Consider the following 24,368-nt stretch of genomic DNA (forward strand, 5'->3'; position numbering starts at 1 on the left):
TGTGTTCACCCTTCACTTTCCTATGACAGGAACGAAATGATAAATATTGGGAATCTACGTGTGATAATTGCAATGGATTAGCTATTCGCTTCATGTTAAAATCGAAATTACGCAGTCTTTTATTAAAAAAAGGAGGTTTTCTGATGCTTCAGACCAAACCTTTTCTATATGCAGCTGATAATAAACGTTATCATACATGGAATTATCACCTTCGAAATCAATTTGGCCATAAGGTGTTTAAAGTGGCGTTGGATGGCGGATTTGACTGCCCTAATCGTGACGGTACGGTAGCCCATGGCGGCTGTACCTTCTGCAGTGCCGCAGGCTCCGGGGATTTCGCAGGAAACCGTACAGAATCCTTAGCAACTCAATTCAACGAAATCAAAGAAAAAATGCATACAAAATGGAAGGATGGCAAATATATGGCCTACTTCCAAGCCTACACAAATACCCACGCCCCAGTTGAAGTATTAAGGGAAAAGTTTGAGACTGTTTTGAACCAAGAAGATGTAGTAGGACTGTCGATCGCTACCAGGCCCGACTGTCTTCCTGATGATGTAGTCGAATATTTAGCTGAATTAAACCAACGTACTTATTTATGGGTGGAACTTGGCCTGCAAACAGTACATGAACGGACGGCGTTACTAATCAACCGTGCTCATGACTTTCAATGTTATGTTGAGGGAGTTAATAAACTAAGAAAGCATGGAATCCGTATTTGTTCGCATTTAATTAATGGGCTGCCGCTTGAAACGTATGACATGATGATGGAAACAGCACGAGAAGTCGCCAAGTTGGATGTGCAAGGGATTAAAATTCACTTACTCCACCTTTTAAAGGGGACGCCATTGGTAAAGCAATATGAAAAGGGTATGCTTGAGTTCCTTTCACAAGATGACTATGTCAACCTAGTATGCGACCAACTGGAAATTCTACCTCCGGAAATGATTGTCCATCGAATTACAGGTGATGGACCAATTGACTTAATGGTCGGGCCAATGTGGAGCGTAAATAAATGGGAAGTGCTAAATTCCATTGATGCGGAACTAAAGCGAAGAGGGAGCTGGCAGGGTAAATTTTTTCAAGGAGTTTAAACCGATGAAAATGGAGCGAATTCTTCCGTTTGCAAAAAGCTTAATAAAAAAGGCTGTTCAACCTGGCGATGTCGTAGTGGATGCCACTTTAGGAAATGGGCATGATGCACTGTTTCTAGCTGAATTAGTAGGCGAATCCGGTAAAGTATACGGTTTTGATGTTCAGGCGGAAGCCATTGAAACGAGTAAGGAACGTCTGAGTCAGCATGGTGTGTTACAGCGTGTTACACTTTTTCACGAAGGGCATGAGGAGCTTTCGAATAGAGTGCCAACAACTTGTCATGGGAAAATAACGGGAGCCATTTTTAACCTAGGTTACCTTCCTGGCAGTGATAAAACAATTGTGACCCGGTCTGACACAACGATTGCTGCCATCAAGCAGTTGTTGTCAATTATGGCACCTGAAGGAATCATCGTTCTTGTTATCTATCATGGGCATGAAGAAGGAGCTGTTGAACGGGATTCTCTGCTTCAGCACTGCCAACAATTGGATCAAAAAATAGCTCATGTCCTTCAGTACCAATTCATCAATCAACAAAATAATCCACCTTTTATCGTTGCGATAGAAAAAAGATAAAAACCAGGCCGCGCCTGGTTTTTTATTTTATCATTAGCCTTGTCACAAAGGATGGTACTGATTTTTGAAACGAACGATAGGCAAGGCCATTAATATAAAAGAAATAACTAATCCATCCTCCGGATTTAATAATACCTTTTGCCAGCTTACGTACATTTTTCTGTTTTCGTACCTTAGCATCCGATAAGTAAATTCCCAAGAGGCCGCGGTTGATGAGTTGATGGAATTTCTTATGCGGAAGAAATTCCGTATGCTTGTCAGCCTCCACGACAAAATGCTGTAACCGCTTGAAGAGCTTTTCTTCATTTTCATAATAAAAACAAAAATTCAAATCGCCACCGGCAATATCCTCCTCTTGATCGATGAAATAGTCCAAGAGGATATGCAAACCCTGAATATAGGGAAAATAACCCTTTCGAATATTTTCAGCATCACTAGCCTGAAAATCCTCCCGCATGGCGTAAGAAATCAAACAAAATATTCCTAAAGTCGAACCGGAGCAAGCCGAGAATTCATACCATTCCATCTCTGGTAAGCGATGTTGATAATGATGAAACCATTCTTCCAGACGCGGCACACGCTCTTCTTTTTTAACATGCTTATGAATTTGCAAATCACAATAATATTGGCACAGCTCGAGTAGATAATCCTTGATTAAATCATAGTGTGGAAGATCCCTTAAAACGGCTCGACAAGTTGCCGATAAATCTTTTAAATAGTTATCATCATCTTGATCCTCACGAAGGCGGTAATAATTTTTCTCCTCAGTGTCTAATACAAGTGCATCGATCATGGATTCATGAAGGGCCGCAAAATCCTCAGGATCAAGTGAGGTGCTTCGGTCACAAAGATTATCAAGATAGTCACTAATCGTTTGATAGGCAACGATAAACTTAATTGCTTTTTTATACTGCCCGACTGCAGTAAGAGCCAGGATACTCCCTCCCTCACAATGGAAGGTTTTATGTTCAATACTGGCAAGAGCCTGCATTTTTAGTTCCGGATTGGGTATTTTTTCAGCACGGCTTTTCCAATAAGCCAATTCTGCATGTACTGCTGGAAGTATTTTGCGATAGACCCTGGACATAAGGGTAACTGGCATCATGGAAAACGCACAACCTTTCTAGACAATATAGCCAATGGCTTTTAACTGACTGATAACAAAATCCTTCGCATATTCAAAAATTTCTTCCCGCTCAGGTTCATTAAAAATTTCATGGTAGCACTTCGGCCATTCCTTAAATCTCTTTTCCGATAGTGGAACATGGTTAAACCATTCCTTAACGGCGCCTTTATTAACAATTTTGTCATCCCCTCCCTGCATAAGAAGCATGGGGACATCTTGTGTCGTTTCAAGCTTTAGGAATGCCTCCTTGATGGCATCAACCAATTCACGATACCATCTAATGGAAACCTTTGTCACATAAAGCGTATCATTTGAATCTGCTTCCCGGACATCATCGTTTCTTGTCGCCATTTGAACAGTCAAACCGGAATTGATCCTTAAAGATGGAAAGACAGCATTTAAACCATGGGAGACAATCTCTAAAAATTTAGATGGTTTATTCACAAGTCCTAAACAAGGTGAAGAGAGAATAACGCCAGCAATATTCAGTCTTTCTTCTTGCAAAAGCCGAATCGAAATCAATCCGCCCATACTATGCCCCAGTAAAAAAACAGGTAAATTATAACGGTAAGCTGCCTGAACCCAATCCTTTACTTCATATATGTAATCATCAAATGAATCAATATGGCCACGGTTCGCTCTCGTTGTCATCCCTTGCCCGGGAAGGTCAGACATTATGACATGAAAGCCTGATGAACGCCACATTTCAATCAGCCACCCATACCTGCGATGATGCTCCATTGCCCCATGGACCATTACAATGACGGCTTTCGCATCCCCTTCTGCTTCCCATTTCCACATATCTTTTTATCCCCCTAGAAAAAGTTAAAAATCATAAAAAATATTTTAACACATTAAACTTTTTGAAAAAGGCTCCCAAACTTCGCTACAATAGGATTATCATCAAAAAAGGAGCTAATAGTATGATTTATCCCTTTAAAGATAAGTACCCGTTAATTGCCGAGTCCGCCTTTATCGCTGATTATGTCACCATTACCGGCGATGTGGAGATTGGTGAAGAATCCAGCGTTTGGTTCAATTCCGTCATTAGAGGCGACGTCGCACCAACAAAAATCGGCAATAAAGTAAATATACAAGATAATTCTATCTTACACCAAAGTCCAAACAACCCGCTAATTTTAGAGGATGAAGTTACAATTGGACATCAAGTAATTCTTCACAGCTGTATTATCAGAAAACGTGCCTTAATCGGAATGGGGTCCATCGTTCTGGACCAAGCTGAAATTGGTGAAGGAGCTTTTATTGGAGCTGGAAGCCTTGTTCCGCAGGGAAAAAAAATTCCCCCTAATACATTAGCATTCGGCAGACCTGCTAAAGTTATTAGAGAATTAACAGCCGAGGACATAGAAGATATGGAAAGAATCACTAGAGAATATGCGGAAAAAGCCCAATATTATAAGTCCTTACAATCTTAATAGAAAAGCTCCAGCGCTGGAGCTAGACATGAAAAAATGCACCCAAATATATTTTCGGGTGCATTTTTTATGTTAATTTTTCATCGTTTCGAGTGCTTTGGCAGCTGCATAGTCACGTTGAAAAGAATAAACGTCTTCAACATACACTTGATGCCAAACCATAAACATGAGTACCGTCCAAATTTTCCGACTGTTGTCAGCTTTTCCTTGACAATGGTCCTCAAGCAATCTTAAAACATACTGTTTATTGATTAAGTGTTCCGTATTACTCTCACGGATAATATTTTTTGCCCAATCGTTCATCTCATTCTTTAGCCAGTGGCGAATTGGTACAGGGAAACCAAGCTTTTTACGGTTAAGCACATGCTCCGGAACAACCCCTTCAGCTGCTTTACGTAAAATATACTTTGTTGTACCATTCGCTGTTTTTAAGCTAGTAGGGATTTTTGATGCTACCTCAAAAACAGCCTTATCAAGGAATGGAACACGGAGCTCTAACGAATGTGCCATCGTCATTTTATCAGCTTTCAGTAAAATATCGCCGCGCATCCATGTATGGATATCGATATATTGCATCCGATCCACAGGATCATAACCTCTCGATTCATCATAAAGCGGCTTCGTAATGTCTGTATAGTCTAATCCTTCACGATATACACTAAGAAGCTCGCGTTTTTCAGCTTCTGTAAACATTTTGGCATTACCAATATATCGCTCTTCCATTGGTGTTACTCCGCGTTCGATAAAGCTTTTACCCTTCGTACCTTCAGGCATTATATTCGCAATTCCTTTTAAAAGCCCTTTTCCGATTCTAGGAATTTTATTAAATACTTCTAATGATTGAGGTTCTCGGTAAATATTATACCCGCCGAATAATTCATCAGCACCTTCACCTGAAAGAACCACAGTTACGTGCTTCCGTGCTTCGCGGGCCACGAAATAAAGCGGCACACATGCCGGGTCAGCAAGCGGATCATCCATATGCCACATAATTTTTGGAACCTCATTCATGTATTCTTGTGGCGAGATTACATAGCTGATGTTTTCAACGCCAAGCTTTTCAGCCGTTTCTTTAGCTACATCTATTTCACTGAAGCCATTATGCTCAAAGCCTACAGAGAAGGTTTTAATCGCAGGGTGAAATTGTTTAGCAATTGACGCGATAATGGAAGAATCGATTCCGCCGGAAAGGAAGGAACCAACTGGAACATCGCTGCGCATATGCTTTTCAACTGAATCGAAAAGGATATCACGGATTTCTTTTTCGAAATCATTTTCTGATTTCTGAACCGGCTTAAATTGTGCCTTCCAGTAGCGCTTCATGTCCATTTTGGATCCGATTTTTTTCGTAAAATAATGTCCAGGCTCGAGTTTTTTAATTCCTTGGGATAAGGTATTAGGCTCAGGAACAAATTGATAAGTTAAATAGTGCTGTAAGGAATCATAATTTAGGACATCGTTTTCTAACGCAAGAAGAATACTCTTTTTCTCAGAAGCAAAGAAGGTTCTCTCACCGTCTTCTAAATAGAAAAAAGGTTTGATGCCAAATGGGTCGCGTGCCCCATAAAGTGTCTGCTCTTGTTTATCCCAAATAACAAACGCAAACATCCCGCGCAGCTTTTCCACTGCCTTTTCTTTCATGTGGCTGTAAAGAGCAATGATAACTTCTGTATCTGAACTCGTAGCAAATTTTAAGCCTTCTTGGATAAGCTCCGCGCGTAGTTCAACATAGTTATAAATCTCACCATTAAAAATGATCCAATAGCGTTCATTTTCATACGTTAGCGGCTGGTGCCCGGACTCAATGTCAATAATACTCAAACGACGGAAGCCGAATTGAATATGGTCATCGAAATAAAACCCATCATCATCAGGTCCTCGATGAGTTATAATATCGTTCATATTTTTAAATTGTTGTTTTTGTTCATTACTATAGCTCTGTGTTTTGTCGTGTACACAACCGATAAAACCACACATTATGTACCTCACCTACTCCATTCTAAATATCCTTAAACAAGGATGTTCTAAAAAAAACATACTCTCTAATACTAACATTATTTTTTAAAAATCGCACTGTGAACTAGAGGAAAATTCGAGTATAACCATTTTTCACGTCTTTCGGCCTACTTAAACATTTTATTCCGGATAACGAGGTATTGCAAAAAAACAAGAAAAAAGGAGCTACATGTAAAATGTAACTCCCGTTTGAAATTAGATATTTGCTTGCTCACGTAATGATTCAGCCTTATCAGTGCGCTCCCATGGAAGATCAACATCTGTGCGGCCAAAGTGTCCATAAGCAGCTGTTTGCTTATAGATTGGTCGGCGAAGCTCTAACATGTTTATAATTCCAGCTGGGCGAAGGTCAAAGTTTGCACTTACTAGATCCACCAAAACGTCTTCGCTTACTTTCCCTGTTCCAAAAGTGTCAACAGAGATTGATACTGGTCTTGCCACACCGATTGCATAGGCAAGCTGTACTTCAACCTTATCAGCAAGCCCTGCTGCAACGATATTTTTTGCTACATAACGTGCTGCATAAGCGGCAGAACGGTCAACCTTTGTTGGATCCTTACCAGAGAAAGCACCGCCGCCATGACGTGCATAACCACCGTAAGTATCAACAATGATTTTGCGGCCTGTTAAGCCGGCATCCCCTTGTGGTCCGCCGATTACGAAACGGCCTGTTGGGTTAATAAAGTATTTCGTGTTTTCATCGATTAGTTCTTGTGGAACTACTGGATTGATAACATACTCTTTTAAGTTGCGTTGAATTTGCTCTAATGCAACTTCAGGATGATGCTGAGTAGAAATTACAATCGTATCAATGCGAACTGGCTTATCGTTCTCATCATATTCCACTGTTACTTGTGTTTTACCATCTGGACGAAGGTAAGGAAGAAGTTCCTCTTTACGAACTTCTGTTAAGCGGCGTGCCAGCTTATGTGCAAGTGAAATTGGAAGAGGCATAAGCTCTTTTGTTTCATTACATGCAAAGCCAAACATTAAACCTTGGTCTCCTGCACCAATTGCTTCGATTTGCTCATCGGACATTAAACCTTCACGAGCTTCAAGCGCTTGGTCAACCCCCATCGCGATATCAGGAGACTGTTCATCGATTGAAGTTAAAACCGCACAAGTTTCAGCATCAAAGCCGTATTTTGCACGTGTGTAACCAATTTCTCGAACTGTTTCACGAACAATTTTTGGAATATCTACATAAGTAGAAGTTGTGATTTCCCCTGCAACTAGAACTAAGCCTGTTGTTACTGATGTTTCAGCCGCAACACGCGCATTAGCATCCTTCGCTAAAATAGCATCTAAAATAGAATCAGAAATTTGGTCACAGATCTTATCAGGATGACCTTCAGTTACTGATTCAGAAGTGAACAAACGACGTTTTGTTGACATCTGAATTCCTCCTATATTAATGAAATAAAGTGAGGTTATCTGTGTGGGGCTATGTATACCTTGCCGTTTAACCTCGGGTTGATACGGAACTCATTCCCTTAGTAGTATGAAATAAACACGGGTATTTTATTAAAAAACAATAGTTTTAATAATAAACCCGGCTAAAAATTCTCACGATGGAATAAAGAAAAAGCGATAATGTAACACGAAAATATTTTTGCATATAAAAAAACCTTCCATCTCATGAGGAAAGGTTGAATGCAAAATGTTTGCGTGCCTTTCACTCTTATCGTTCAAGGTCAAGCCTTGCCTCAGGTTTAGCACCTTTGCCCGAAAAAGGTCAATCTACTTCTTCGTTTGCAGGTTGCTGGGTTTCATAGGGCCTGTCCCTCCACCAGCTCGGGATAAGAGAGTATCCGTTCAAGGGTAAATCATACCCTACACTGTCGAACAATGTCAATGAATTTTTTCAAAACTTACGCTATCATTAAAGAATAAATTATGGTTATATTTGGAATTTTTATCCATTTTAGCATTGCTTTTTACTCATTTCATGAATAATGTATAAAATACAACTTTATTTCATCAATTAGTATAGACTAATGTTTTAAATGTGTTATACTAATCGATATAAAAATTGCCATTATAAAATTAATTTAAAAGGATGGTACATGAAATGAATTCTGTTCATATTCCAAATGAATTAAAAGAATTACTAAAAGAAAATAATGTTCAAGCGCAATTATCTGTTCCACAGCTAGTTGAAAAAATTCTAAGCCGTAATGAAGGAACTTTAACTTCTACTGGTGCCGTTCGTGTTTCAACTGGTAAGTATACAGGCCGGTCTCCCCAGGATAAATTTATCGTTGTCGAAAGTTCTACGAAAGATAAAATCGATTGGAATTCCAACCAATCAATTTCCGAAGAAGCATTTACCAATCTATATTATAAGGTATTAGATTACTTAAAGAAACAAAATGAGCTTTTTGTATTCAAAGGCTTTGCTGGAGCTGATAAGAAATCTCAGCTGCCAATTCAAGTGGTAAATGAGTTTGCTTGGCATAATTTATTTGCCCACCAGCTGTTCATTCGTCCAACGGAAGAAGAACTGCTTGGACACGAAGCCGGCTTTACCGTTATTTCTGCCCCTAATTTCAAGGCAGATCCTGCAGTAGATGGCACAAGCTCTGAGACTTTTATTATTATTTCATTTGAACGACGAATCGTTTTAATCGGTGGGACAGAATACGCCGGTGAAATGAAAAAGTCTATCTTTTCCGTAATGAATTATCTACTTCCTGAAAACAATATTTTTTCAATGCACTGTTCAGCGAATGTTGGACTTGAAGGGGATGTGGCTTTATTCTTTGGTTTGTCTGGAACTGGAAAAACAACCCTTTCTGCTGACCCTAATCGTAAGTTAATTGGCGATGATGAGCATGGCTGGTCTTCAAACGGTGTCTTTAATATTGAGGGCGGTTGTTATGCGAAATGTATTAACCTAAGTCGTGAAAAGGAACCGCAAATTTTCGATGCCATCCGTTTCGGTACTGTGTTAGAGAATGTCACAGTCAATCAAGAATCAAGAATCCCGGATTATGATGATGGGACTTTAACTGAAAATACACGCGCAGCATATCCAATCCAGGCGATTGATAATATTATCCTGCCTAGCATTGCGGGTCATCCAAATACGATTGTATTTTTAACAGCAGATGCTTTTGGGGTATTACCTCCAATTTCAAAATTAACAAAAGAACAAGCAATGTATCATTTCTTAAGTGGGTATACATCCAAGCTTGCCGGTACTGAGCGTGGAATCACTTCACCACAAGCAACCTTCTCTACTTGCTTTGGTGCGCCGTTCTTACCGCTCCCAGCAACTCGTTATGCGGAAATGCTTGGGGAAAAGATTCTTGAGCATAATGCGAATGTCTTTTTAGTAAATACAGGCTGGACAGGCGGAGAATACGGCGTCGGAAACCGTATGAAGCTTTCTTATACTCGTGCAATGGTTCAGGCTGCCCTTGAGGGTGAATTAAATCATGTGGAAACTGTTAAAGATGAAATCTTTGGTCTGAACATTCCACTTCATATTGCTGGTGTGCCTGATGAAGTCCTTCAACCGAACAAAACGTGGGCTGATCCATATGATTACGAAGTAAAGGCAAAAGAGCTTGCCGGTAAATTCCGTGAGAACTTTAAGAAATTTACCAATGTTGCCGTTGAAATCGAAGCAAAAGGCGGTCCCATCGCTTAATATGAAAAGCCCTTATCAAATTGATGAGGGCTTTTTTACGAATTCAAAAAAAGAAAAAAGCAGGTAAAAACCTGCCCGCTTAGTTCGTGGAATTCAATGAAACGAGTTGATATGTAATAGTTGTAGTGTTTTTTTGCCATTCTACTTTTTTAATCAGCGCAGTTCCGTTTGAATCGCTTTCGATTGTTTTTCTTACATCAATAGGAATGTCAATTGGATAAAGTCTGAAACCTTCTTTTTCTAAAAGAAATAAGTTCTCTTCTACGCGTTTCTCTCTACCCTTTGTTACAATCATCGTATTTAATTCAAGAGGCATACCCATCAAAAATCCGCTCCTCTGCTCTTAATAATCATATTTTATCATTTATTGCCATAGGATTTCATCCACTTCGTTAAATCTTCAACGACTTTTCGATTGATTACCGGAGGAAAATAATGCGTAAATTCCTCAAAGTACCAGCAATCTACAGATTTGTCTAATTCTCTAAGCCTTTTTTCCAGCCGGTAAGCGTGCTCAACAGACACATTGTGGTCTTTAACCCCATGAATAATGAGGACTGGAGAAGCAAGGTGATCAAGCGCGTAAAGGGGGGTCCTATCATGATAACGTTCCGGAAATTTTTCAGGTGTACCGCCTATAACCCTTTTCATCATTCTTCGTAAATCCTTCCGTTCCTGATAGGTTAAGACCATGTCACTAACGCCGCCCCACGTAACAATAGATGCTGCTTCTGGAAACTGTATTCCAGTCAAAAGTGCCATCACACCACCGCGTGAAAAACCAAAAATATGGATAGCCCGGACTTTCGTAAACGATTTTAACACCAAAAACGCCGCGAACGCATCCTCCCTGTCATCTCCTGCAAAATCTTCATTGCCTTCACCGCCTTGATTTCCACGATAATAGGGAGCAAAAACAATAAACCCCTCTGCGGCAAACTGGGCTATCCGGGAAGGCCTTACCTTACCGACATTTTTAATTCCTCCACGTAAATAAAGAAACCCATCATAATTCCCTTCCATTTTCGGTGCTGCCAGCATCCCTTTTACCCGTAAGCCGTCCGATAGATAGGTGATTACCTGCAATTCAACCTGTGGATTAGGGGAAGGGAACCGTTGTATTTCTAGGATTATTCCAGCATCATGGTTCAACTTCGTCATCTTTCCTTCCAAATTAATTGTTTCTGGGCATTCACACATTCCCCTCTATTTCATACATTATCATAGGCAATACGCCCAGATTTAAATGGTATATAAGGAGGTCGCTTTCATGAAAAAATGGTTAAAATTCAGTTTCTCCTTTCTTCTCATTGCTATACTGATGTTTTCACTCGCTGCTTGCAATAACACTGACAAAAACAATACGGCTAAACCGGAAAAACTAGAGAAAGTCAGAATTGCCGAGGTTACCCGCTCGATATTCTATGCCCCACAATATGTTGCTGCATCGAAAGGCTTCTTTAAGGATGAAGGTCTTGATGTCACCATCACAACAACACCAGGCGGCGACAAAACGATGACGACCCTAATCTCTGGGGGCGCTGATGTTGCCCTTGTCGGGTCTGAAACATCCATTTATGTATACGCTCAAGGCTCCAAAGACCCGGTCATCAATTTTGCGCAATTAACACAAACAGACGGAACCTTCCTGGTAGCGAAAAAGAAAAATGATAATTTTACTTGGGATCAATTAAAAGGAGCTAACTTCCTTGGTCAGCGTGTAGGCGGAATGCCACAAATGGTCGGTGAATTCGTATTAAAGAAACATGGCATCGACCCTCATAAAGACCTAAACTTAACTCAAAACGTCGATTTTGCCAACATTGCTAATGCCTTTGTCTCTTCCGACAATTACGACTATGTCCAATTATTTGAGCCAACCGCCAGCATTTTTGAAAAAGAAGGAAAAGGTTATATTGTAGCCTCGTTCGGTAAAGAATCTGGCCATGTTCCATATACAACCTTTATGGCGAAAGAAAGTTATATGAAAGAAAATAAGGCCACAATTGAAAAATTCACCAGAGCAGTCTACAAAGCACAACAATGGGTGCAAACGCATAGTGCTGAGGAAATCGCTAAGGCTGTAGAACCATTTTTCCCAGACACAGATTTTGAGATTATGAAAACTGTCGTTGACCGCTATAAAAGCCAAGGCTCATTCGCCACAAATCCGATTTTAGACGAAGAGGAATGGAATAATCTTCAAAATATCATGAAAGAGGCTGGTTCGCTTCCTAAAGAAGTAGATCATAAAACATTAGTAAATACCGATGTTGCTAATAAAGTAATGAAAAAATAATTAGGATTGGGAGGCCGGCTACATGAGTTTCTTGAAGGTTCAAGATATTCATCACACCTATTTCACCAAAGCCACTGCTACCACGGCCCTCTCCGATATATCACTAACTGTTGAGGAGGGAGAATTCGTCTCCTTCCTCGGCCCTAGTGGCTGTGGAAAGACAACCCTGCTCTCCATTATTTCAAGCTTGCTTAAACCAACCCAAGGAACTGTTCTTTTAGAAAATAAACCTGTTTCTACCTCAAGAAATGAAATAGGCTATATGCTTCAACAGGATTATTTGTTCCCTTGGAAAACGATTGAAGAGAATATCTTATTAGGCCTCAAATTATCGCAAAAGCTCAATGACAATTCAAAGACATCTGCCCTCAACCTATTAAAGCAGATTGGATTAAGTGGAGTGGAGAAACATCTGCCAAAGCAATTATCTGGCGGAATGAGACAGCGGGTAGCCCTCGTCCGGACGCTTACTACAGAACCAAAACTGTTGATGCTTGATGAGCCATTCTCCGCACTAGATTATCAAACAAAATTGAAGCTCGAGGATCTAGTTTCTCTTACGTTAAATGAATTTGGCAAAACAGCCATACTTGTTACCCACGATATCGGAGAAGCTATCGCTATGAGTGACCGCGTCTTTTTATTTTCGGCCAACCCCGGAAGAATTCATAAAACGTTTGAGATGCCAGCGGAGCTTAGAAGACTTTCCCCATTTGAAGCTAGAAATCATGAAGCCTATCAAGGCATCTTTCAAACAATATGGAAGGAGTTGGAGTCACTTGAGCCAGGAAAAATATAAGGTAGAACTCCTCCATAGAAACTATATTCAATCCTTAAAAGTTGAAAAACGATGGGTCCGATTTTATCAACTGATTATTTTCATACTGATATTTTCGACCTGGGAATTTTTAAGCCGGATGCAGTGGATTGATCCGTTAATTTTCAGTTCACCATCTAAGATTTGGACCTTATGCCTAGACAAAATTCAAGATGGCTCTTTATTTATTGATTTAGGTGCCACCTTAATGGAAACTATTGTTGGTTTCATCATCAGCACATTACTTGGTGTCATAATCGCTGCCATTCTTTGGTGGTCTCCTATGGTGTCAAAGATACTTGACCCCTACCTCGTTATTTTTAATGCAATGCCTAAAGTAGCTTTGGGACCGGTATTAATTGTCGCCTTAAGTCCTGGATATACCTCAATCATTGCTAATGGTGTGATAATTTCGGTTATTATCACAGCCCTTGTCGTGTATACTTCCTTTAAAGAAGTAGACCCCAACTATCTAAAGGTGCTTCAAACCTTTGGAGCAACGCGGTATCAATGTTTTAAGGAAGCCATTATGCCCGCAAGTTTTCCAACAATTATATCCACTTTAAAGGTCAATGTAGGTCTTTCTTGGGTAGGTGTTATTGTCGGTGAATTCCTCGTTTCCTCTAAAGGGCTTGGTTACATGATTATATATGGATTCCAAGTATTTAATTTTACGCTTGTTTTTTTATCACTTTTGGTTATCGCCGTATTTGCAACAATTATGTATCAGCTTGTTGATTTATTAGAAAAAAAACTTATCAAAGAATAGTGGGTTGCCCTTTGCGCTTGCCACTATTCTTTTTCATTTTGCAGCTTATCTATGTGTTTAATGCATTCTTCCACGACCTGATCTTGCATGATGAAGCTGTAGTTTTCCCCAAAGCGAAGTTGTAATAGATCTCCTTTAACCATAACAGGACCATTTGTTTCATGGTAGGTATTTGTCTTTTCTAACCCTTTTACTTTTCCCCAAAAAACAGCTTTTACAAAGGAGTTGTTTTCATCTGATACCTTATATTCAGCTATGTAGTTTAATTCATTGAGAAGGGCACCAGTTTCCTCATATGTTTCTCTTCTTGCCGCATCTTCAAGCGTTTCGCCTATTTCAACTTTTCCTCCGGGAAATTCAAGACCCCTTTTTTTATGTCTCGTTAAAACCCAAGCATCCCCAAATTGGCATATGATTAAAACATGCTTCGCTACATCAAAAAATGCATTTTTAGCAAAAGACAACTTTACGCTTTTTCCGTTACTATCGTTAAATTCAATCATGCCAAGCCCGCCTCAAGTATTTTTCTTTTATTATAACAAAAAAAGAAAACCCTAAAGCCTAGGATTTTCTGTTTACGTCTTATTCATTTTTCGGTAAAATATTCATACTTTCGATATGGTTTCGCGCTTCTTCATCTCCAAGTTTATGAAGCATTCCATATACTTGTTGAATCGTATTATCATATGCATCGTTTTCACGGTCATAATGATATTGAACATATGGAGTATGGGCCCTAAAAAAGTTTTTCCACTCTGTCGAATAGTTTTGGTCAAACAGTTCACGTAATTGGGTTATTTCTTCATCGTTTGCCTGGATGGTATAGCTCCATGTCGAACTGGTGGCACTCCTTGAAATCTCGCCTGTCCCAACGTCTATATAATAGGTTTTTTTATGTTCATCCATTAATGTCATCCCCTTTTACTGTTTAGTAGTCCACAAAAAGATAAAATTTATTCTTTTACAAATTTCGATTCATTTTTTAGAAATGAATAAGGTATAATATTCATACAATCAGAGAAAACAGATTTTTCAGTCAATTGTAATGAAGTAATTTTTCCTCTATTCATAAGAATGGATTTAGTAGTAAAAAGAAAAAATAACATTTAAGGCAGGAGGTGTTCAAGTATGAAATTAGTCGATGAACTATATGAGATGTATCGGAACAAGCTGACAGGTGACGAAGAGGATATTGATATGCTCGCGTTTGCCTTTTTAGAAGAAATGTCACATGAAGACCTTCTTGCTTTAATCCAAGAAATGAGCAAACAAGAATTGTATGATTTAATGGGGCTTTATTTGATTGAAAGCCTTAAAGGGAAATTTGCTCAAGAAGAGTACGGTCAGCATCGCACCAATACTTACTATCCTCGAAATATACACTAATCTTACATACGCTGCGAGAAAAGGAAGCAATCTTTTGAGGCTTCCTTTTTTGTTTCATGTTACAATAAAGCTTAAGGGGGGATATTCTTGAATACAGTTTTTGTCGTATGCATCATCATAGTTATTGTTGTACTTCTTTTAGCCGTGATTACCACTTCTAAAGCCTATTCCTATAAGCATACAGTGGACCCGTTAGAAAATAATCCAAATGCAAACGGAAACCAAGAAGAAGGTTCTGGTGACCAAAAGCATACATAAAAAATCCTATTCGTAAATCGAATAGGATTTTTACTATTAACCAAAAACCTTTTTTAAATCTTCTTTACTCTGTTCAAGCCAGAAGTTCATTAAACGTTTTGCTCCTTCAAGATCATGAAGTTTTGCCTGGCCGCATTGTCTTTCATTTGCTGCCGGAATATCCGTGATTTCTACGGCATCCTTCATTGTATCTTCTAGAAGGTCGATGATTTCTTCCACCGTTGGTTCACCGCTGACAACAAGATAATACCCGGTTTGACAGCCCATTGGGGAAATATCAATGATATCAAAATGGTCGTACTTCTCCGAATGCTTGCGAATATTAAAGGCAAGCAAATGTTCTAGTGTATGAATAGCATCAGGCTTCATCGCCTGTTTATTTGGCTGGCAAAAACGGATATCGTATTTATTAACTATACCATCACTACCTACCTTATGAACACCACAGTGTCTAACATAAGGGGCCTTAACGGCATTATGATCTAAATCAAAGCTTTCTACTGAAGGCATCAGTATCACTCCTTTTTTTATCTACAAACAATCATACACTAAATTCCGAGTTTTTTCATCCACTTAGTTATATTTCACAGATTTAGACGATATTTTTTAAATATGGTATTTTATATGTAACCATGATTTAAGGAGAAACCCAAATGTTAAAAAAGGCATTCATTGGACTCATTCGTTTTTATCAAATCGCTATCTCGCCACTTAAGCCACCAACTTGCCGCTTTTATCCTACATGCTCACATTACGGCCTTGAAGCTGTTCAACGCTTTGGTGCGATAAAAGGTGGCTATCTTGCGATAAAAAGGATTCTAAAATGTCATCCATTTCATCCCGGAGGACTAGACCCTGTGCCGGAAAAAAAGACAGACTAATTCTGATATCCATTTACAATGAGGTCTAGCTTTCCTGTCTTAGGATCGATAACAAGGCCATGAACAGGGACCCCTTTTGGCATTAATGGGTGATTTTTTATGATCCCAACACTATTCTCAACACTTTCAGTAACATTATCAAACCCATGAAGCCATTGTTTAATATCGATTCCCGAATATGTAAGGGTATCAATTGTTTCTTCCGATATTCCCCGTTCTTTCATGCTTTCAATTACCGGTTCCGGTGTTAAACCACTCATACCGCAGTCATGATGGGCTACAACTAAAACTTCCTGTGCTTTCAATTGGTACACCGCAATTAGAATACTTCTCATAACACTGCCAAAAGGATGTGAAAGAATGGCGCCGGCATCTTTTATGATTTTGGCATCACCATTTCCTAAGTTTAAAGCTTTGGGCAATAATTCCAATAACCTTGTGTCCATACATGTGAGAATAACCATTTTTTTATTAGGATATTTCGTTGTTTCATATTTCTCATATTCATGGTTCTCTACGAATTTCTGATTGTGTTCAAGCATTTCGTTTAATATTGTCATTTTTATCCCGCCTTTCTATTTAAGCATACATAATATGCCTTATCAGAAACAAATTTTATACTTGCATTTGGTCAAATTTTTTTGTAAGATACATATGGAAATCGGAATCGTTCCGTATTATAAAAATTTTTCGAAAATAAATCGTAATTAAACCGATTTAGCAAAATTATTAAAGGAGTTTTTATGAAAAACTTTATCCTCTTCCTTTCTTTTCTTTTACCATTAAGCCTGTTCCTAACTGCCTGTTCAAATGACAAAACGGCTCAAAAAAGTAAGGACCAGTTAACGATATATACAACAGTATTCCCACTTCAATATTTTACTGAACAAATTGGCGGTAAATATGTTGATGTAAAAACCATCTATCCTCCTGGAGCAGATGAACATACATTTGAACCATCGCAAAAAGATATGATGAACCTCGCCGATTCAGACTTATTTTTCTATATTGGTTTAGGACTTGAAGGTTTTGTGGAAAAAGCAAAAGGCACATTAAAACATGAAAATGTCTCATTAGTAGCAACCGCAGATCACCTCAAGCTCCCAAAAGATACCGGGGATCATGAAGATGAAGATGGTCATCAGCATGGTGATGTGAATCCGCACGTATGGCTGGATCCTATTTATTCTAAGGAAATGGCTGCGGTCATTCGCGATAATTTAGTAAAAAAGATGCCAAAGCACAAGGAACTTTTTGACAAAAATTATCAGACACTTGTCACACAATTAGACCAGCTTAATACACAGTTTGAGAAAACAATTTCAACAGCTAAGCATAAACAAATTATTGTTACCCATGCAGCGTTCGGGTACTGGGAAAAACGCTATGGAATTGAACAAATCAGCATTTCTGGCTTATCGACCACCAATGAACCAACACAAAAAGAACTTGAAAAAATTATCTCAATGGCGGATCATGAAGGGTTACACTATATGCTCTTTGAACAAAATGTCCAATCGAAATTAGGTAAAATTGTTCAAGAGGAAATTGGTGCAAGGGCTCTACCGATTCATAACTTAGCGATTTTAACGAAAGAAAATATTCAAAACAAGGAAACTTATTTTTCCTTAATGAATAAAAACCTTGAAACATTAAAAACAGCATTAAATAATTAAACCGGGAATTTTCATTAATAGCCAAAAATCCCTTTATTCCCTGCCACTTACAAGGATGCACTTATCACATTCTTCACATGCTATTCATGTATTACCGAACTTTAAGGAGTGATACGAATGGCACAGGATGTTTTATGTGAAGTAAATAACTGTACGTATTGGGCGAAGGGAAATAAATGTAGTGCTGAGAGCATTTATGTTGTCAGTCATAAAGGGAAAACGGCTAACAATAATAAAGAGACGGATTGCAACACGTTTGAGCCTGGTGATCTATAATATCAAAAATGAACTAGGCAGTTAGCCTGGTTCATTTTTGATTGCTAAAAAGTAAAAGTTCTTCGCGATAACAGTGTTTCCTGCAGTCTCTTTTTATTTAGGTTATACCCGATTCCCAAACCACTAGGAACAGTAATCTCTCCATTTTCTACTGTCACTTCAGGACTAATAATATCTTCATCCCAAAACCGATTTGAAGCAGAAATATCTCCAGGGATTGTGAAACCAGGCAGTGAAGCAAGAGCGATATTATAGGCACGTGAAATACCAAATTCAATCATTCCGCCGCACCACACTGGAATTCCTCTTTCATGGCAATAATCATGGATCCGTTTTGCTTCAGACAAACCTCCTACACGGCCTGCCTTAATATTTATGACACGACAACATCCAAATTCGATGGCCTTTCTGGCATCATCAAAACTTACGATACTTTCATCTAAACAAATAGACGTTTTCATTTCTTTTTGCAATATAGCATGTTCAATCAAATCATCGTAGGCGAGGGGCTGTTCGATCATCAGCAAATTCATTTCATCGAGAGCTTTTAAGCGGTCAATGTCCTTTAACGTATAGGCGGAATTGGCATCCGCCATTATTGGCAGGTCCGGGTAATGACGCCTAATTTCTGACAAGAAAGAATAATCCTGGTTAGGATTTATTTTTACCTTTATTCTTTGATAACCATCAATAAGGTATTGTTCAATTTGCTGCAGCGCGTTAGTGGTTGAATCTGTAGCAACAACCACACCCGATGGAATCATGTGCCGCGTTCCGCCTAATATTTTTGCCAATGGCTGTGCTTGGGTCTTGGCATATAAATCCCATAATGCCATCTCTAAAGAAGCCTTCGCCATATTGTTTCTTCTAATCGATTTTTTAAAAAGCTTGAAGGCATCCTCTGGATGCTGAAGAACAGGGTGTTTTTGCAGCAATGGAATCAAAAAGTCGGTTAACATATGCAAGCTTGTTGCCACTGTTTCTTCTGTGTACCATGGTGAAGAAAATGCCACACCTTCACCAAATCCACAAACCCCTTCTCGATCCGTTACTTTTACAATGATGCCTTCACGATCATGGACAGCACCTAGATGGGTGAGAAAAGGAGACTTTAAAGGCATTTGAATAACAAAAACCTCTACTCTCGATATCTTCATCAATCAAACCTTCCCTCTAGCAGCCATTCACGAAGATTTCTTCTAAGCAATTTTTTTGCAGCATTTCTTGGCAGTTTTTCGATAAAATAAAATTCTTTGGGTACTTTATATTTTGCAAGTCGTTCACCACAAAATTGCTGAAGTTCTTCCAAAGAAAGAGTGCTTCCCTTTTTTATAACAATAAAAGCAACTGGCACTTGTCCCCATTGTTCATCTTCCATGCCTGTAACACCTGCATCTTGAACATCAGGATGGGATAATAAAATAGCCTCAATTTCTGCAGGATAAATGTTCTCTCCTCCTGAAATAATTAAGTCTGAACGCCGGTCAAGGACATATAAAAAGCCCTCTTCATCTAAGTAGCCAATATCACCCGTGTATAACCAGCCTTCTCGGATTTTTTCCCTAGTTGCATCTGGACGATTTAAATAGCCTGCAGTTACATTTGGCCCTTTAACGATGATTTCCCCTGGAATACCTGCTGGAGCAATACTTCCGTCCTCATTTTCAATTTGAATTTGTGATGGGAATAATGGTTTACCTGCAGATCCCAGCTTAGTAAGGCTGTACTCTGGTGAAAGAGTCACGATTTGTGATGAGGTTTCTGTCATTCCATATGTTTGGAAAACAGGAATCTCTTTTTCTACACATGCCTGCAGTAATGGCAATGGTGCCGGTCCTCCGCCAAGGAGCATACCGCGAAAATCATCATGAAGCTTTGTCTCCCCAAGTGTATCAACAACCCTTTTCAGCATCGTGCCCACGATTGACATGACCGAAACCTTTTTAGCATTGATATCGCTAATCGTTTTTTCTTCATCAAAGCTTTCATGAAGGACAATCGGCACTCCATAGATGACACTGCGCATCAAGATGGAATAGCCGCTTATATGAAAAAGAGGTACAGCACAAAGCCAACAATCATGTTCATTTAACCCTAGATTTAGAGCGGATCCGACTGCACTCCACCAATGGTTTCCGTAAGATTGTATCACCCCTTTTGGGTGACCGGTTGTTCCTGATGTATACATTATTGTACATATATGTTCTAGATTGATTTCATCCATAATGTCAGGCACCACTGGTTTTCTGCTAAGTAAGAACTCTTTTGTTATTGATTCAAGAAAAGCAATATGGTCATTCATTTTGTCTGTAAAACAATCTTCATAGATTAGAAAAGAAGCCTTTGAATCGTTTAATTGCCATGCCAATTCTAAGGATGTCAAGCGATTGTTCAAAATGACGGCTTTAACCCCCAATAGCTGGAGGGCAAATAATATTACCACTGTATCAAGATGATTTTTTAGCAAAACACCAACAAATTGGTCTTTACGCACCCCAAAACCTTGAAGATGTCCCGCCGCAATAAGCGAGCGTTCATACAGTTCCTTAAAAGTTAACGATTGTTCTTGATAGTAAATAGCAGTTCGGTCAGGAGTCAGTGAAGCTCTTTTCTTTAAAAAGTTAGGCATTATCTCTTTCATTCCGTTACCACCTTTATAAAAAACAGCCTGATGGGAACCATCAAGCTGCTAATAAAACCAAGTAATCAAGGAAAACGCGGGAATTGGCCGAAATCAGGCTTACGCTTTTCCTTAAAGGCATCGCGGCCTTCCTTCGCTTCGTCCGTTGTATAGTAAAGTAATGTCGCATCGCCAGCAAATTGTTGAAGTCCTGCTAATCCATCAGTATCAGCATTCATAGCAGCTTTTATGAAACGGAGAGCTGTTGGACTTTTTTCAAGCATTTCTTCACACCATTTAATAGTTTCTTCTTCTACCTGCTCTAAAGGAACCACAGTGTTGACTAAGCCCATGTCAAGTGCTTCCTGGGCATTGTACTGACGGCATAAAAACCAGATTTCACGTGCCTTCTTATGACCAATGATTCTTGCAAGATAGCCTGATCCATATCCAGCATCAAAGCTGCCGACCTTTGGACCTGTTTGTCCAAAAACAGCATTATCAGCCGCAATTGTTAAATCGCAGACAACATGCAAAACATGCCCGCCGCCAATCGCATATCCTTTTACCATAGCCACAACTGGTTTTGGTATCACTCGGATTAAGCGCTGTAAATCAAGAACATTTAAACGAGGGATCTGGTCCTCACCAACATAGCCGCCATGTCCACGGACACTTTGGTCTCCCCCGGAACAAAATGCTTTATCTCCAGCACCAGTTAATACAATAACACCTACACTTGAATCATCACGAGCATAGGCAAAAGCATCAATCAATTCCATAACCGTTCTTGGTGTAAAGGCATTATGTACATGCGGACGATTAATCGTGATTTTCGCAATTCCGTTATAAGTTTCATATAAAATTTCTTCATATTTACGTCCTGGAACCCATTCTACTGTCAAAATGATATCCTCCTTCGTTTATGTATTGACCAAAAAGTCACTTACTATTGTACCAAACTTTTCTGGTTCTTCCACATGAATTGCATGGCCGCAATTTTCAATAACCATCCATGACCCATTATTAACTTCCTTTAACATCCTTTTTGCAATACCACAAAACTTTTTATCTTCACTGCCAGTCAACAGTAATACATCGCATGAAAGCTCCTTTAAGTTCTGCCACCAGGAAGGCTGCGAGCCTGTCCCCATACCAAGCAAACTATTTGCGAGACCGCTAGAAGAATTATTTAAGCGTTGATTCCTAATGGATTCTTGGACTGCTTGTGGGAGACGCTTCATTGTCGAAAATAAAGAAATTCCCTCCCAGTAATCAACAAATGCACTAATCCCATCTTCTTTAATAAAATTCGCAAGTTTAGCATCTTTCATACGGCGTTGTTCACGTTCGGCTTCCGATTCTAATCCGGGAGAAGCGCTTTCTAAAATTAATTTTCTTACATGACCTGGGAAAAGGATTGAAAATGTCAACGCCAGCCTTCCCCCCATAGAATAGCCGAGAATATCCACTTGCTCCATCCCCAGTTTTTCAAGGATTTTTTTTAGATCTTCCGCCTCTTTTTCTATATGGTAACGATCACTGAATTCAGGAGCATCCGTTTTACCGTGTCCAATAATATCTGGGATAATTAACTCGGAATGTTCTCCCCAACGATCACAATAAGACGTCCACGTAGACGTGTCCCCAGTAAAGCCATGCAGCAAAACAAGCGGAAAACCTCTGCCGCAGACCTCAACATGATATCGGAGACTGTCGATTACCAGCTTCATTTTTGTTCACCAACGACAAAATTTGATATTTCCTGGGAAACCATCCGCCATAATTCGCGGTGTTCATCTCGATTTCGATCCCTATTGGTAACAATTTCGAAAACGTTCACGCCTTTTAATTCCTTTGTCTTCTTCATTTCTAAATGGAATTGATCCCAATCCTTGACCTTTGTGAATACTCCATTAAACATTCTGACCGCATGCTCAAATTCAAGATTTAAAGCTGTTCCAAAAAGGAGTTCAAAATGTTTCGGATGTTCAGCTTGAGGAAGGAAGGAGAAAATTCCGCCGCCATTGTTGTTGACAAGAATAATATTTATATCAATATTATAGAGTTTTGCAGCAATCAAGCCGTTTAAATCATGGAAAAACGTCAAATCTCCGAGAACAAGATATAATGGCTGTGAGTATAGGGCAGCACCGAGAGCTGTCGAAACAGTTCCGTCAATCCCGTTTGCCCCTCTGTTCGCAATAACTTTAATTCCTTTATCATTGTTTAGGAAAAAACTATCGATATCGCGAATTGGCATACTATTCCCTACAAAGAGTGTGGCACCTTCTGGAAGGAAATCTGCTAATTGATAAAATAATCCGCCCTCATTTAATTCAGCAATATCTCGTATGTGAGCCATATTTTCTTTTGTTAAATCGTTAATCTTCTTCCATTTTTCTATATACCTGGAAGTGGATTTAGTTTTTAAATATGTATAAAGCTTTTCACAAAATAAAGTTTCATTACAGAAAATCATTTCTGTTGATAACGTAGCTGGGTCACGCCAACCGCCTCCGCCATCAATGACAAATTGGTCAATATCATGGTTTTCTTTTAAGAAAATGGTTAAGGCTTTTGATACAGGCATGGCACCAAAGCGAATAACAACATCCGGTTTTAAGAAAGACTTTGCATCTTCGTTCCTTAAAAAAGTATCGTAAGCATCTATAATATGTTCAAGACTGTGTTTACCACTCCGAAGTTGTGACAATGGATCCGCAAGAATTGGAAACTTTAATAATCCAGATAGCTTGGTAACAGCTGTTGCGAACTCCTGATCTGCGTTGTTTCCACAAACAATGATACCTTTTTCTTTTCCCATAAGCTGTTTAGCAATTTCTTTTAATAGTCCATCGTTGATGGATAAATCCCCGTTACGAACCTTTACATAACCTTCTGGACGTTCACTTGCTTGGAAAAGTCCTTCATCCAATTTCGGAATAAGCGGCTCCCGAAATGGAAAATTCAAATGGACAGGCCCAGCTGGTGCAGCACTAGCAATCGCTACCGCCCTTGCACAGAAAGTCCTTGCATAGCGGATCATTTCAGTGGATTTCTCAGGAAGCGCCATTTCCGCAAACCATTTTACATGATGTCCATATAAATGTATTTGATCGATTGCCTGCGGGGCCCCTACTTCCCTTAGCTCATGCGGCCGGTCCGCTGTCAATACAATCAACGGAACTCGGGAATAACGCGCCTCGACAATAGCAGGAAAATAATTCGCAGCAGCAGTCCCTGACGTGCAAAGAATGGCTACGGGCCTGTTAGTGGCCTTGGCTATTCCTAGTGCAAAAAAAGCAGCTGAACGTTCATCCACGTGGATATGTACCTTTAATTCCGGATGTTCCGCCATCACCATGGCCATGGGAGTTGACCTTGAACCTGGACTGACGACGACATCGGAGATTCCAGAAAAAACTAGCTCTGCTACAAAGGCAGCAATATAGGCTGTTAATGATTCTTGATGACTCATA

General features: G+C 39.4%; 27 protein-coding genes and 1 riboswitch. Of the genes, 12 read left to right on the forward strand and 15 right to left on the reverse strand.

Annotated elements, in window-relative coordinates; genetic code table 11:
• The first annotated feature begins 143 nt into the window (after window positions 1-143).
• Both ABES02_RS02530 and ABES02_RS02535 read left to right on the forward strand, forming a co-directional pair.
• The gene (locus ABES02_RS02530; protein ID WP_430130341.1) at window positions 144-1,094 is read left to right on the forward strand and encodes a TIGR01212 family radical SAM protein; all 951 of its coding nucleotides are present in this window, start codon (window positions 144-146) and stop codon (window positions 1,092-1,094) included.
• 4 nt (window positions 1,095-1,098) lie between these two features.
• Entirely contained in the window at window positions 1,099-1,671 is a 573-nt protein-coding gene (locus ABES02_RS02535; protein ID WP_430130343.1) for a class I SAM-dependent methyltransferase, read from the forward strand.
• A 22-nt stretch (window positions 1,672-1,693) separates the two neighbouring features.
• Here the strand turns inward: ABES02_RS02535 and ABES02_RS02540 are convergent, their stop codons facing one another.
• Window positions 1,694-2,776 carry a tetraprenyl-beta-curcumene synthase family protein gene (locus ABES02_RS02540; protein ID WP_430130345.1) on the reverse strand — a complete coding sequence of 361 codons (1,083 nt, stop codon included), beginning with the start codon at window positions 2,774-2,776 and terminating at the stop codon, window positions 1,694-1,696.
• Between the two features lie 18 nt (window positions 2,777-2,794).
• Window positions 2,795-3,598: a lysophospholipase gene (locus tag ABES02_RS02545; RefSeq protein ID WP_430130348.1), complete on the reverse strand. Its 804-nt coding sequence runs from the start codon at window positions 3,596-3,598 to the stop codon at window positions 2,795-2,797.
• Between the two features lie 122 nt (window positions 3,599-3,720).
• On the opposite strand from ABES02_RS02545, the gene ABES02_RS02550 reads away from it, so the two are divergent.
• Entirely contained in the window at window positions 3,721-4,233 is a 513-nt protein-coding gene (locus ABES02_RS02550) for a gamma carbonic anhydrase (RefSeq protein ID WP_430130351.1), read from the forward strand.
• Window positions 4,234-4,305: 72 nt separating this feature from the next.
• On the opposite strand, the gene asnB is transcribed toward ABES02_RS02550, so the two are convergent.
• Entirely contained in the window at window positions 4,306-6,210 is a 1,905-nt protein-coding gene (gene asnB, locus ABES02_RS02555; protein ID WP_430130353.1) for an asparagine synthase (glutamine-hydrolyzing), read from the reverse strand.
• A gap of 234 nt (window positions 6,211-6,444) precedes the next feature.
• Window positions 6,445-7,644, reverse strand: coding sequence for a methionine adenosyltransferase (gene metK / locus ABES02_RS02560; RefSeq protein WP_430130356.1), 1,200 nt, complete (start codon window positions 7,642-7,644; stop codon window positions 6,445-6,447).
• Between the two features lie 283 nt (window positions 7,645-7,927).
• Window positions 7,928-8,055: riboswitch (SAM riboswitch) on the reverse strand.
• A 265-nt stretch (window positions 8,056-8,320) separates the two neighbouring features.
• Between metK and pckA the strand changes: the two genes are divergently transcribed.
• Entirely contained in the window at window positions 8,321-9,904 is a 1,584-nt protein-coding gene (gene pckA / locus ABES02_RS02565) for a phosphoenolpyruvate carboxykinase (ATP) (protein ID WP_430130358.1), read from the forward strand.
• A gap of 79 nt (window positions 9,905-9,983) precedes the next feature.
• Here the strand turns inward: pckA and ABES02_RS02570 are convergent, their stop codons facing one another.
• Both ABES02_RS02570 and ABES02_RS02575 read right to left on the reverse strand, forming a co-directional pair.
• Window positions 9,984-10,226 carry a DUF2584 domain-containing protein gene (locus ABES02_RS02570; protein WP_430130360.1) on the reverse strand — a complete coding sequence of 81 codons (243 nt, stop codon included), beginning with the start codon at window positions 10,224-10,226 and terminating at the stop codon, window positions 9,984-9,986.
• A gap of 38 nt (window positions 10,227-10,264) precedes the next feature.
• A complete protein-coding gene (locus ABES02_RS02575; RefSeq protein ID WP_430130362.1) occupies window positions 10,265-11,065 on the reverse strand; it encodes an alpha/beta hydrolase family protein in 801 nt (266 codons plus the stop codon).
• Window positions 11,066-11,174: 109 nt separating this feature from the next.
• Between ABES02_RS02575 and ABES02_RS02580 the strand changes: the two genes are divergently transcribed.
• From ABES02_RS02580 to ABES02_RS02590, 3 genes are read left to right on the forward strand one after another with little or no spacing between them, the layout of a single operon-like run.
• Entirely contained in the window at window positions 11,175-12,203 is a 1,029-nt protein-coding gene (locus tag ABES02_RS02580) for an ABC transporter substrate-binding protein (RefSeq protein WP_430130365.1), read from the forward strand.
• A 22-nt stretch (window positions 12,204-12,225) separates the two neighbouring features.
• A complete protein-coding gene (locus ABES02_RS02585) occupies window positions 12,226-13,002 on the forward strand; it encodes an ABC transporter ATP-binding protein (protein WP_430130368.1) in 777 nt (258 codons plus the stop codon).
• On the forward strand, window positions 12,983-13,789 hold the full coding sequence (locus tag ABES02_RS02590) for an ABC transporter permease (protein ID WP_430130370.1): 807 nt from the start codon (window positions 12,983-12,985) through the stop codon (window positions 13,787-13,789). Before ABES02_RS02585 ends, ABES02_RS02590 begins: the two co-directional genes overlap by 20 nt.
• A gap of 23 nt (window positions 13,790-13,812) precedes the next feature.
• Here ABES02_RS02590 and ytkD read toward each other — a convergent pair whose 3' ends face one another.
• Window positions 13,813-14,292 (reverse strand): RNA deprotection pyrophosphohydrolase, encoded by a 480-nt coding sequence (gene ytkD, locus ABES02_RS02595; protein WP_430130373.1) that lies wholly within the window; start codon window positions 14,290-14,292, stop codon window positions 13,813-13,815.
• Between the two features lie 79 nt (window positions 14,293-14,371).
• Window positions 14,372-14,695 (reverse strand): hydrolase, encoded by a 324-nt coding sequence (locus ABES02_RS02600; protein WP_430130376.1) that lies wholly within the window; start codon window positions 14,693-14,695, stop codon window positions 14,372-14,374.
• Window positions 14,696-14,917: 222 nt separating this feature from the next.
• On the opposite strand from ABES02_RS02600, the gene ABES02_RS02605 reads away from it, so the two are divergent.
• Entirely contained in the window at window positions 14,918-15,175 is a 258-nt protein-coding gene (locus tag ABES02_RS02605) for a DUF6154 family protein (RefSeq protein ID WP_430130379.1), read from the forward strand.
• An 87-nt stretch (window positions 15,176-15,262) separates the two neighbouring features.
• Window positions 15,263-15,433 (forward strand): YtzI protein, encoded by a 171-nt coding sequence (gene ytzI / locus ABES02_RS02610; RefSeq protein ID WP_430130382.1) that lies wholly within the window; start codon window positions 15,263-15,265, stop codon window positions 15,431-15,433.
• Window positions 15,434-15,469: 36 nt separating this feature from the next.
• Here the strand turns inward: ytzI and ABES02_RS02615 are convergent, their stop codons facing one another.
• Entirely contained in the window at window positions 15,470-15,943 is a 474-nt protein-coding gene (locus ABES02_RS02615) for an S-ribosylhomocysteine lyase (RefSeq protein ID WP_430130385.1), read from the reverse strand.
• Window positions 15,944-16,086: 143 nt separating this feature from the next.
• Here ABES02_RS02615 and yidD point away from each other — a divergent pair, with 143 nt between their 5' ends.
• Window positions 16,087-16,314 carry a membrane protein insertion efficiency factor YidD gene (gene yidD / locus ABES02_RS02620; RefSeq protein ID WP_430130388.1) on the forward strand — a complete coding sequence of 76 codons (228 nt, stop codon included), beginning with the start codon at window positions 16,087-16,089 and terminating at the stop codon, window positions 16,312-16,314.
• Here the strand turns inward: yidD and ABES02_RS02625 are convergent.
• Window positions 16,311-16,874 (reverse strand): beta-class carbonic anhydrase, encoded by a 564-nt coding sequence (locus tag ABES02_RS02625; protein ID WP_430130391.1) that lies wholly within the window; start codon window positions 16,872-16,874, stop codon window positions 16,311-16,313. The genes yidD and ABES02_RS02625 overlap by 4 nt on opposite strands.
• Before the next feature lie 183 nt (window positions 16,875-17,057).
• Here ABES02_RS02625 and ABES02_RS02630 point away from each other — a divergent pair, with 183 nt between their 5' ends.
• Window positions 17,058-17,990: a metal ABC transporter solute-binding protein, Zn/Mn family gene (locus tag ABES02_RS02630; RefSeq protein WP_430130394.1), complete on the forward strand. Its 933-nt coding sequence runs from the start codon at window positions 17,058-17,060 to the stop codon at window positions 17,988-17,990.
• A 117-nt stretch (window positions 17,991-18,107) separates the two neighbouring features.
• A complete protein-coding gene (locus ABES02_RS02635; RefSeq protein WP_430130396.1) occupies window positions 18,108-18,266 on the forward strand; it encodes a DUF1540 domain-containing protein in 159 nt (52 codons plus the stop codon).
• Between the two features lie 44 nt (window positions 18,267-18,310).
• Here the strand turns inward: ABES02_RS02635 and menC are convergent, their stop codons facing one another.
• The 5 genes from menC to menD form a co-directional block, all read right to left on the reverse strand.
• Window positions 18,311-19,423: an o-succinylbenzoate synthase gene (gene menC, locus ABES02_RS02640; protein WP_430130399.1), complete on the reverse strand. Its 1,113-nt coding sequence runs from the start codon at window positions 19,421-19,423 to the stop codon at window positions 18,311-18,313.
• Window positions 19,423-20,907, reverse strand: a complete 1,485-nt coding sequence (locus ABES02_RS02645; RefSeq protein ID WP_430130402.1) for an o-succinylbenzoate--CoA ligase — start codon at window positions 20,905-20,907, stop codon at window positions 19,423-19,425. The genes menC and ABES02_RS02645 overlap by 1 nt, the downstream gene beginning before the upstream one ends.
• Window positions 20,908-20,972: 65 nt before the next feature.
• Window positions 20,973-21,791 (reverse strand): 1,4-dihydroxy-2-naphthoyl-CoA synthase, encoded by an 819-nt coding sequence (gene menB / locus ABES02_RS02650; protein WP_430130405.1) that lies wholly within the window; start codon window positions 21,789-21,791, stop codon window positions 20,973-20,975.
• A gap of 18 nt (window positions 21,792-21,809) precedes the next feature.
• Window positions 21,810-22,619, reverse strand: a complete 810-nt coding sequence (gene menH, locus ABES02_RS02655; RefSeq protein WP_430130408.1) for a 2-succinyl-6-hydroxy-2,4-cyclohexadiene-1-carboxylate synthase — start codon at window positions 22,617-22,619, stop codon at window positions 21,810-21,812.
• A complete protein-coding gene (gene menD / locus ABES02_RS02660) occupies window positions 22,616-24,367 on the reverse strand; it encodes a 2-succinyl-5-enolpyruvyl-6-hydroxy-3-cyclohexene-1-carboxylic-acid synthase (protein ID WP_430130410.1) in 1,752 nt (583 codons plus the stop codon). The genes menH and menD overlap by 4 nt, the downstream gene beginning before the upstream one ends.
• Window position 24,368: the final 1 nt, after the last annotated feature.

The sequence above is a fragment of the Neobacillus pocheonensis genome (assembly GCF_050477905.1).
In the GTDB taxonomy this organism is placed as follows: Bacteria; Bacillota; Bacilli; order Bacillales; family Cytobacillaceae; genus Neobacillus; species Neobacillus pocheonensis_A.

Excerpts from the sequence above, each read along its gene's own strand:
- menH (WP_430130408.1), bottom strand. The coding sequence starts at position 22,619 with ATGAAGCTGGTAATCGACAGTCTCCGATATCATGTTGAGGTCTGCGGC.
- menD (WP_430130410.1), bottom strand. The coding sequence starts at position 24,367 with ATGAGTCATCAAGAATCATTAACAGCCTATATTGCTGCCTTTGTAGCA.
- ABES02_RS02580 (WP_430130365.1), top strand. The coding sequence starts at position 11,175 with ATGAAAAAATGGTTAAAATTCAGTTTCTCCTTTCTTCTCATTGCTATA.
- metK (WP_430130356.1), bottom strand. The coding sequence starts at position 7,644 with ATGTCAACAAAACGTCGTTTGTTCACTTCTGAATCAGTAACTGAAGGT.
- pckA (WP_430130358.1), top strand. The coding sequence starts at position 8,321 with ATGAATTCTGTTCATATTCCAAATGAATTAAAAGAATTACTAAAAGAA.
- ABES02_RS02630 (WP_430130394.1), top strand. The coding sequence starts at position 17,058 with ATGAAAAACTTTATCCTCTTCCTTTCTTTTCTTTTACCATTAAGCCTG.
- ABES02_RS02605 (WP_430130379.1), top strand. The coding sequence starts at position 14,918 with ATGAAATTAGTCGATGAACTATATGAGATGTATCGGAACAAGCTGACA.
- ABES02_RS02535 (WP_430130343.1), top strand. The coding sequence starts at position 1,099 with ATGAAAATGGAGCGAATTCTTCCGTTTGCAAAAAGCTTAATAAAAAAG.
- ABES02_RS02575 (WP_430130362.1), bottom strand. The coding sequence starts at position 11,065 with ATGACGAAGTTGAACCATGATGCTGGAATAATCCTAGAAATACAACGG.
- ABES02_RS02530 (WP_430130341.1), top strand. The coding sequence starts at position 144 with ATGCTTCAGACCAAACCTTTTCTATATGCAGCTGATAATAAACGTTAT.
- ABES02_RS02625 (WP_430130391.1), bottom strand. The coding sequence starts at position 16,874 with ATGACAATATTAAACGAAATGCTTGAACACAATCAGAAATTCGTAGAG.
- ABES02_RS02600 (WP_430130376.1), bottom strand. The coding sequence starts at position 14,695 with ATGGATGAACATAAAAAAACCTATTATATAGACGTTGGGACAGGCGAG.
- ABES02_RS02550 (WP_430130351.1), top strand. The coding sequence starts at position 3,721 with ATGATTTATCCCTTTAAAGATAAGTACCCGTTAATTGCCGAGTCCGCC.
- asnB (WP_430130353.1), bottom strand. The coding sequence starts at position 6,210 with ATGTGTGGTTTTATCGGTTGTGTACACGACAAAACACAGAGCTATAGT.
- ABES02_RS02545 (WP_430130348.1), bottom strand. The coding sequence starts at position 3,598 with ATGTGGAAATGGGAAGCAGAAGGGGATGCGAAAGCCGTCATTGTAATG.
- ABES02_RS02635 (WP_430130396.1), top strand. The coding sequence starts at position 18,108 with ATGGCACAGGATGTTTTATGTGAAGTAAATAACTGTACGTATTGGGCG.
- ABES02_RS02540 (WP_430130345.1), bottom strand. The coding sequence starts at position 2,776 with ATGATGCCAGTTACCCTTATGTCCAGGGTCTATCGCAAAATACTTCCA.
- ABES02_RS02615 (WP_430130385.1), bottom strand. The coding sequence starts at position 15,943 with ATGCCTTCAGTAGAAAGCTTTGATTTAGATCATAATGCCGTTAAGGCC.
- yidD (WP_430130388.1), top strand. The coding sequence starts at position 16,087 with ATGTTAAAAAAGGCATTCATTGGACTCATTCGTTTTTATCAAATCGCT.
- menC (WP_430130399.1), bottom strand. The coding sequence starts at position 19,423 with ATGAAGATATCGAGAGTAGAGGTTTTTGTTATTCAAATGCCTTTAAAG.
- ABES02_RS02570 (WP_430130360.1), bottom strand. The coding sequence starts at position 10,226 with ATGGGTATGCCTCTTGAATTAAATACGATGATTGTAACAAAGGGTAGA.
- ytkD (WP_430130373.1), bottom strand. The coding sequence starts at position 14,292 with ATGATTGAATTTAACGATAGTAACGGAAAAAGCGTAAAGTTGTCTTTT.
- ABES02_RS02585 (WP_430130368.1), top strand. The coding sequence starts at position 12,226 with ATGAGTTTCTTGAAGGTTCAAGATATTCATCACACCTATTTCACCAAA.
- ABES02_RS02645 (WP_430130402.1), bottom strand. The coding sequence starts at position 20,907 with ATGAAAGAGATAATGCCTAACTTTTTAAAGAAAAGAGCTTCACTGACT.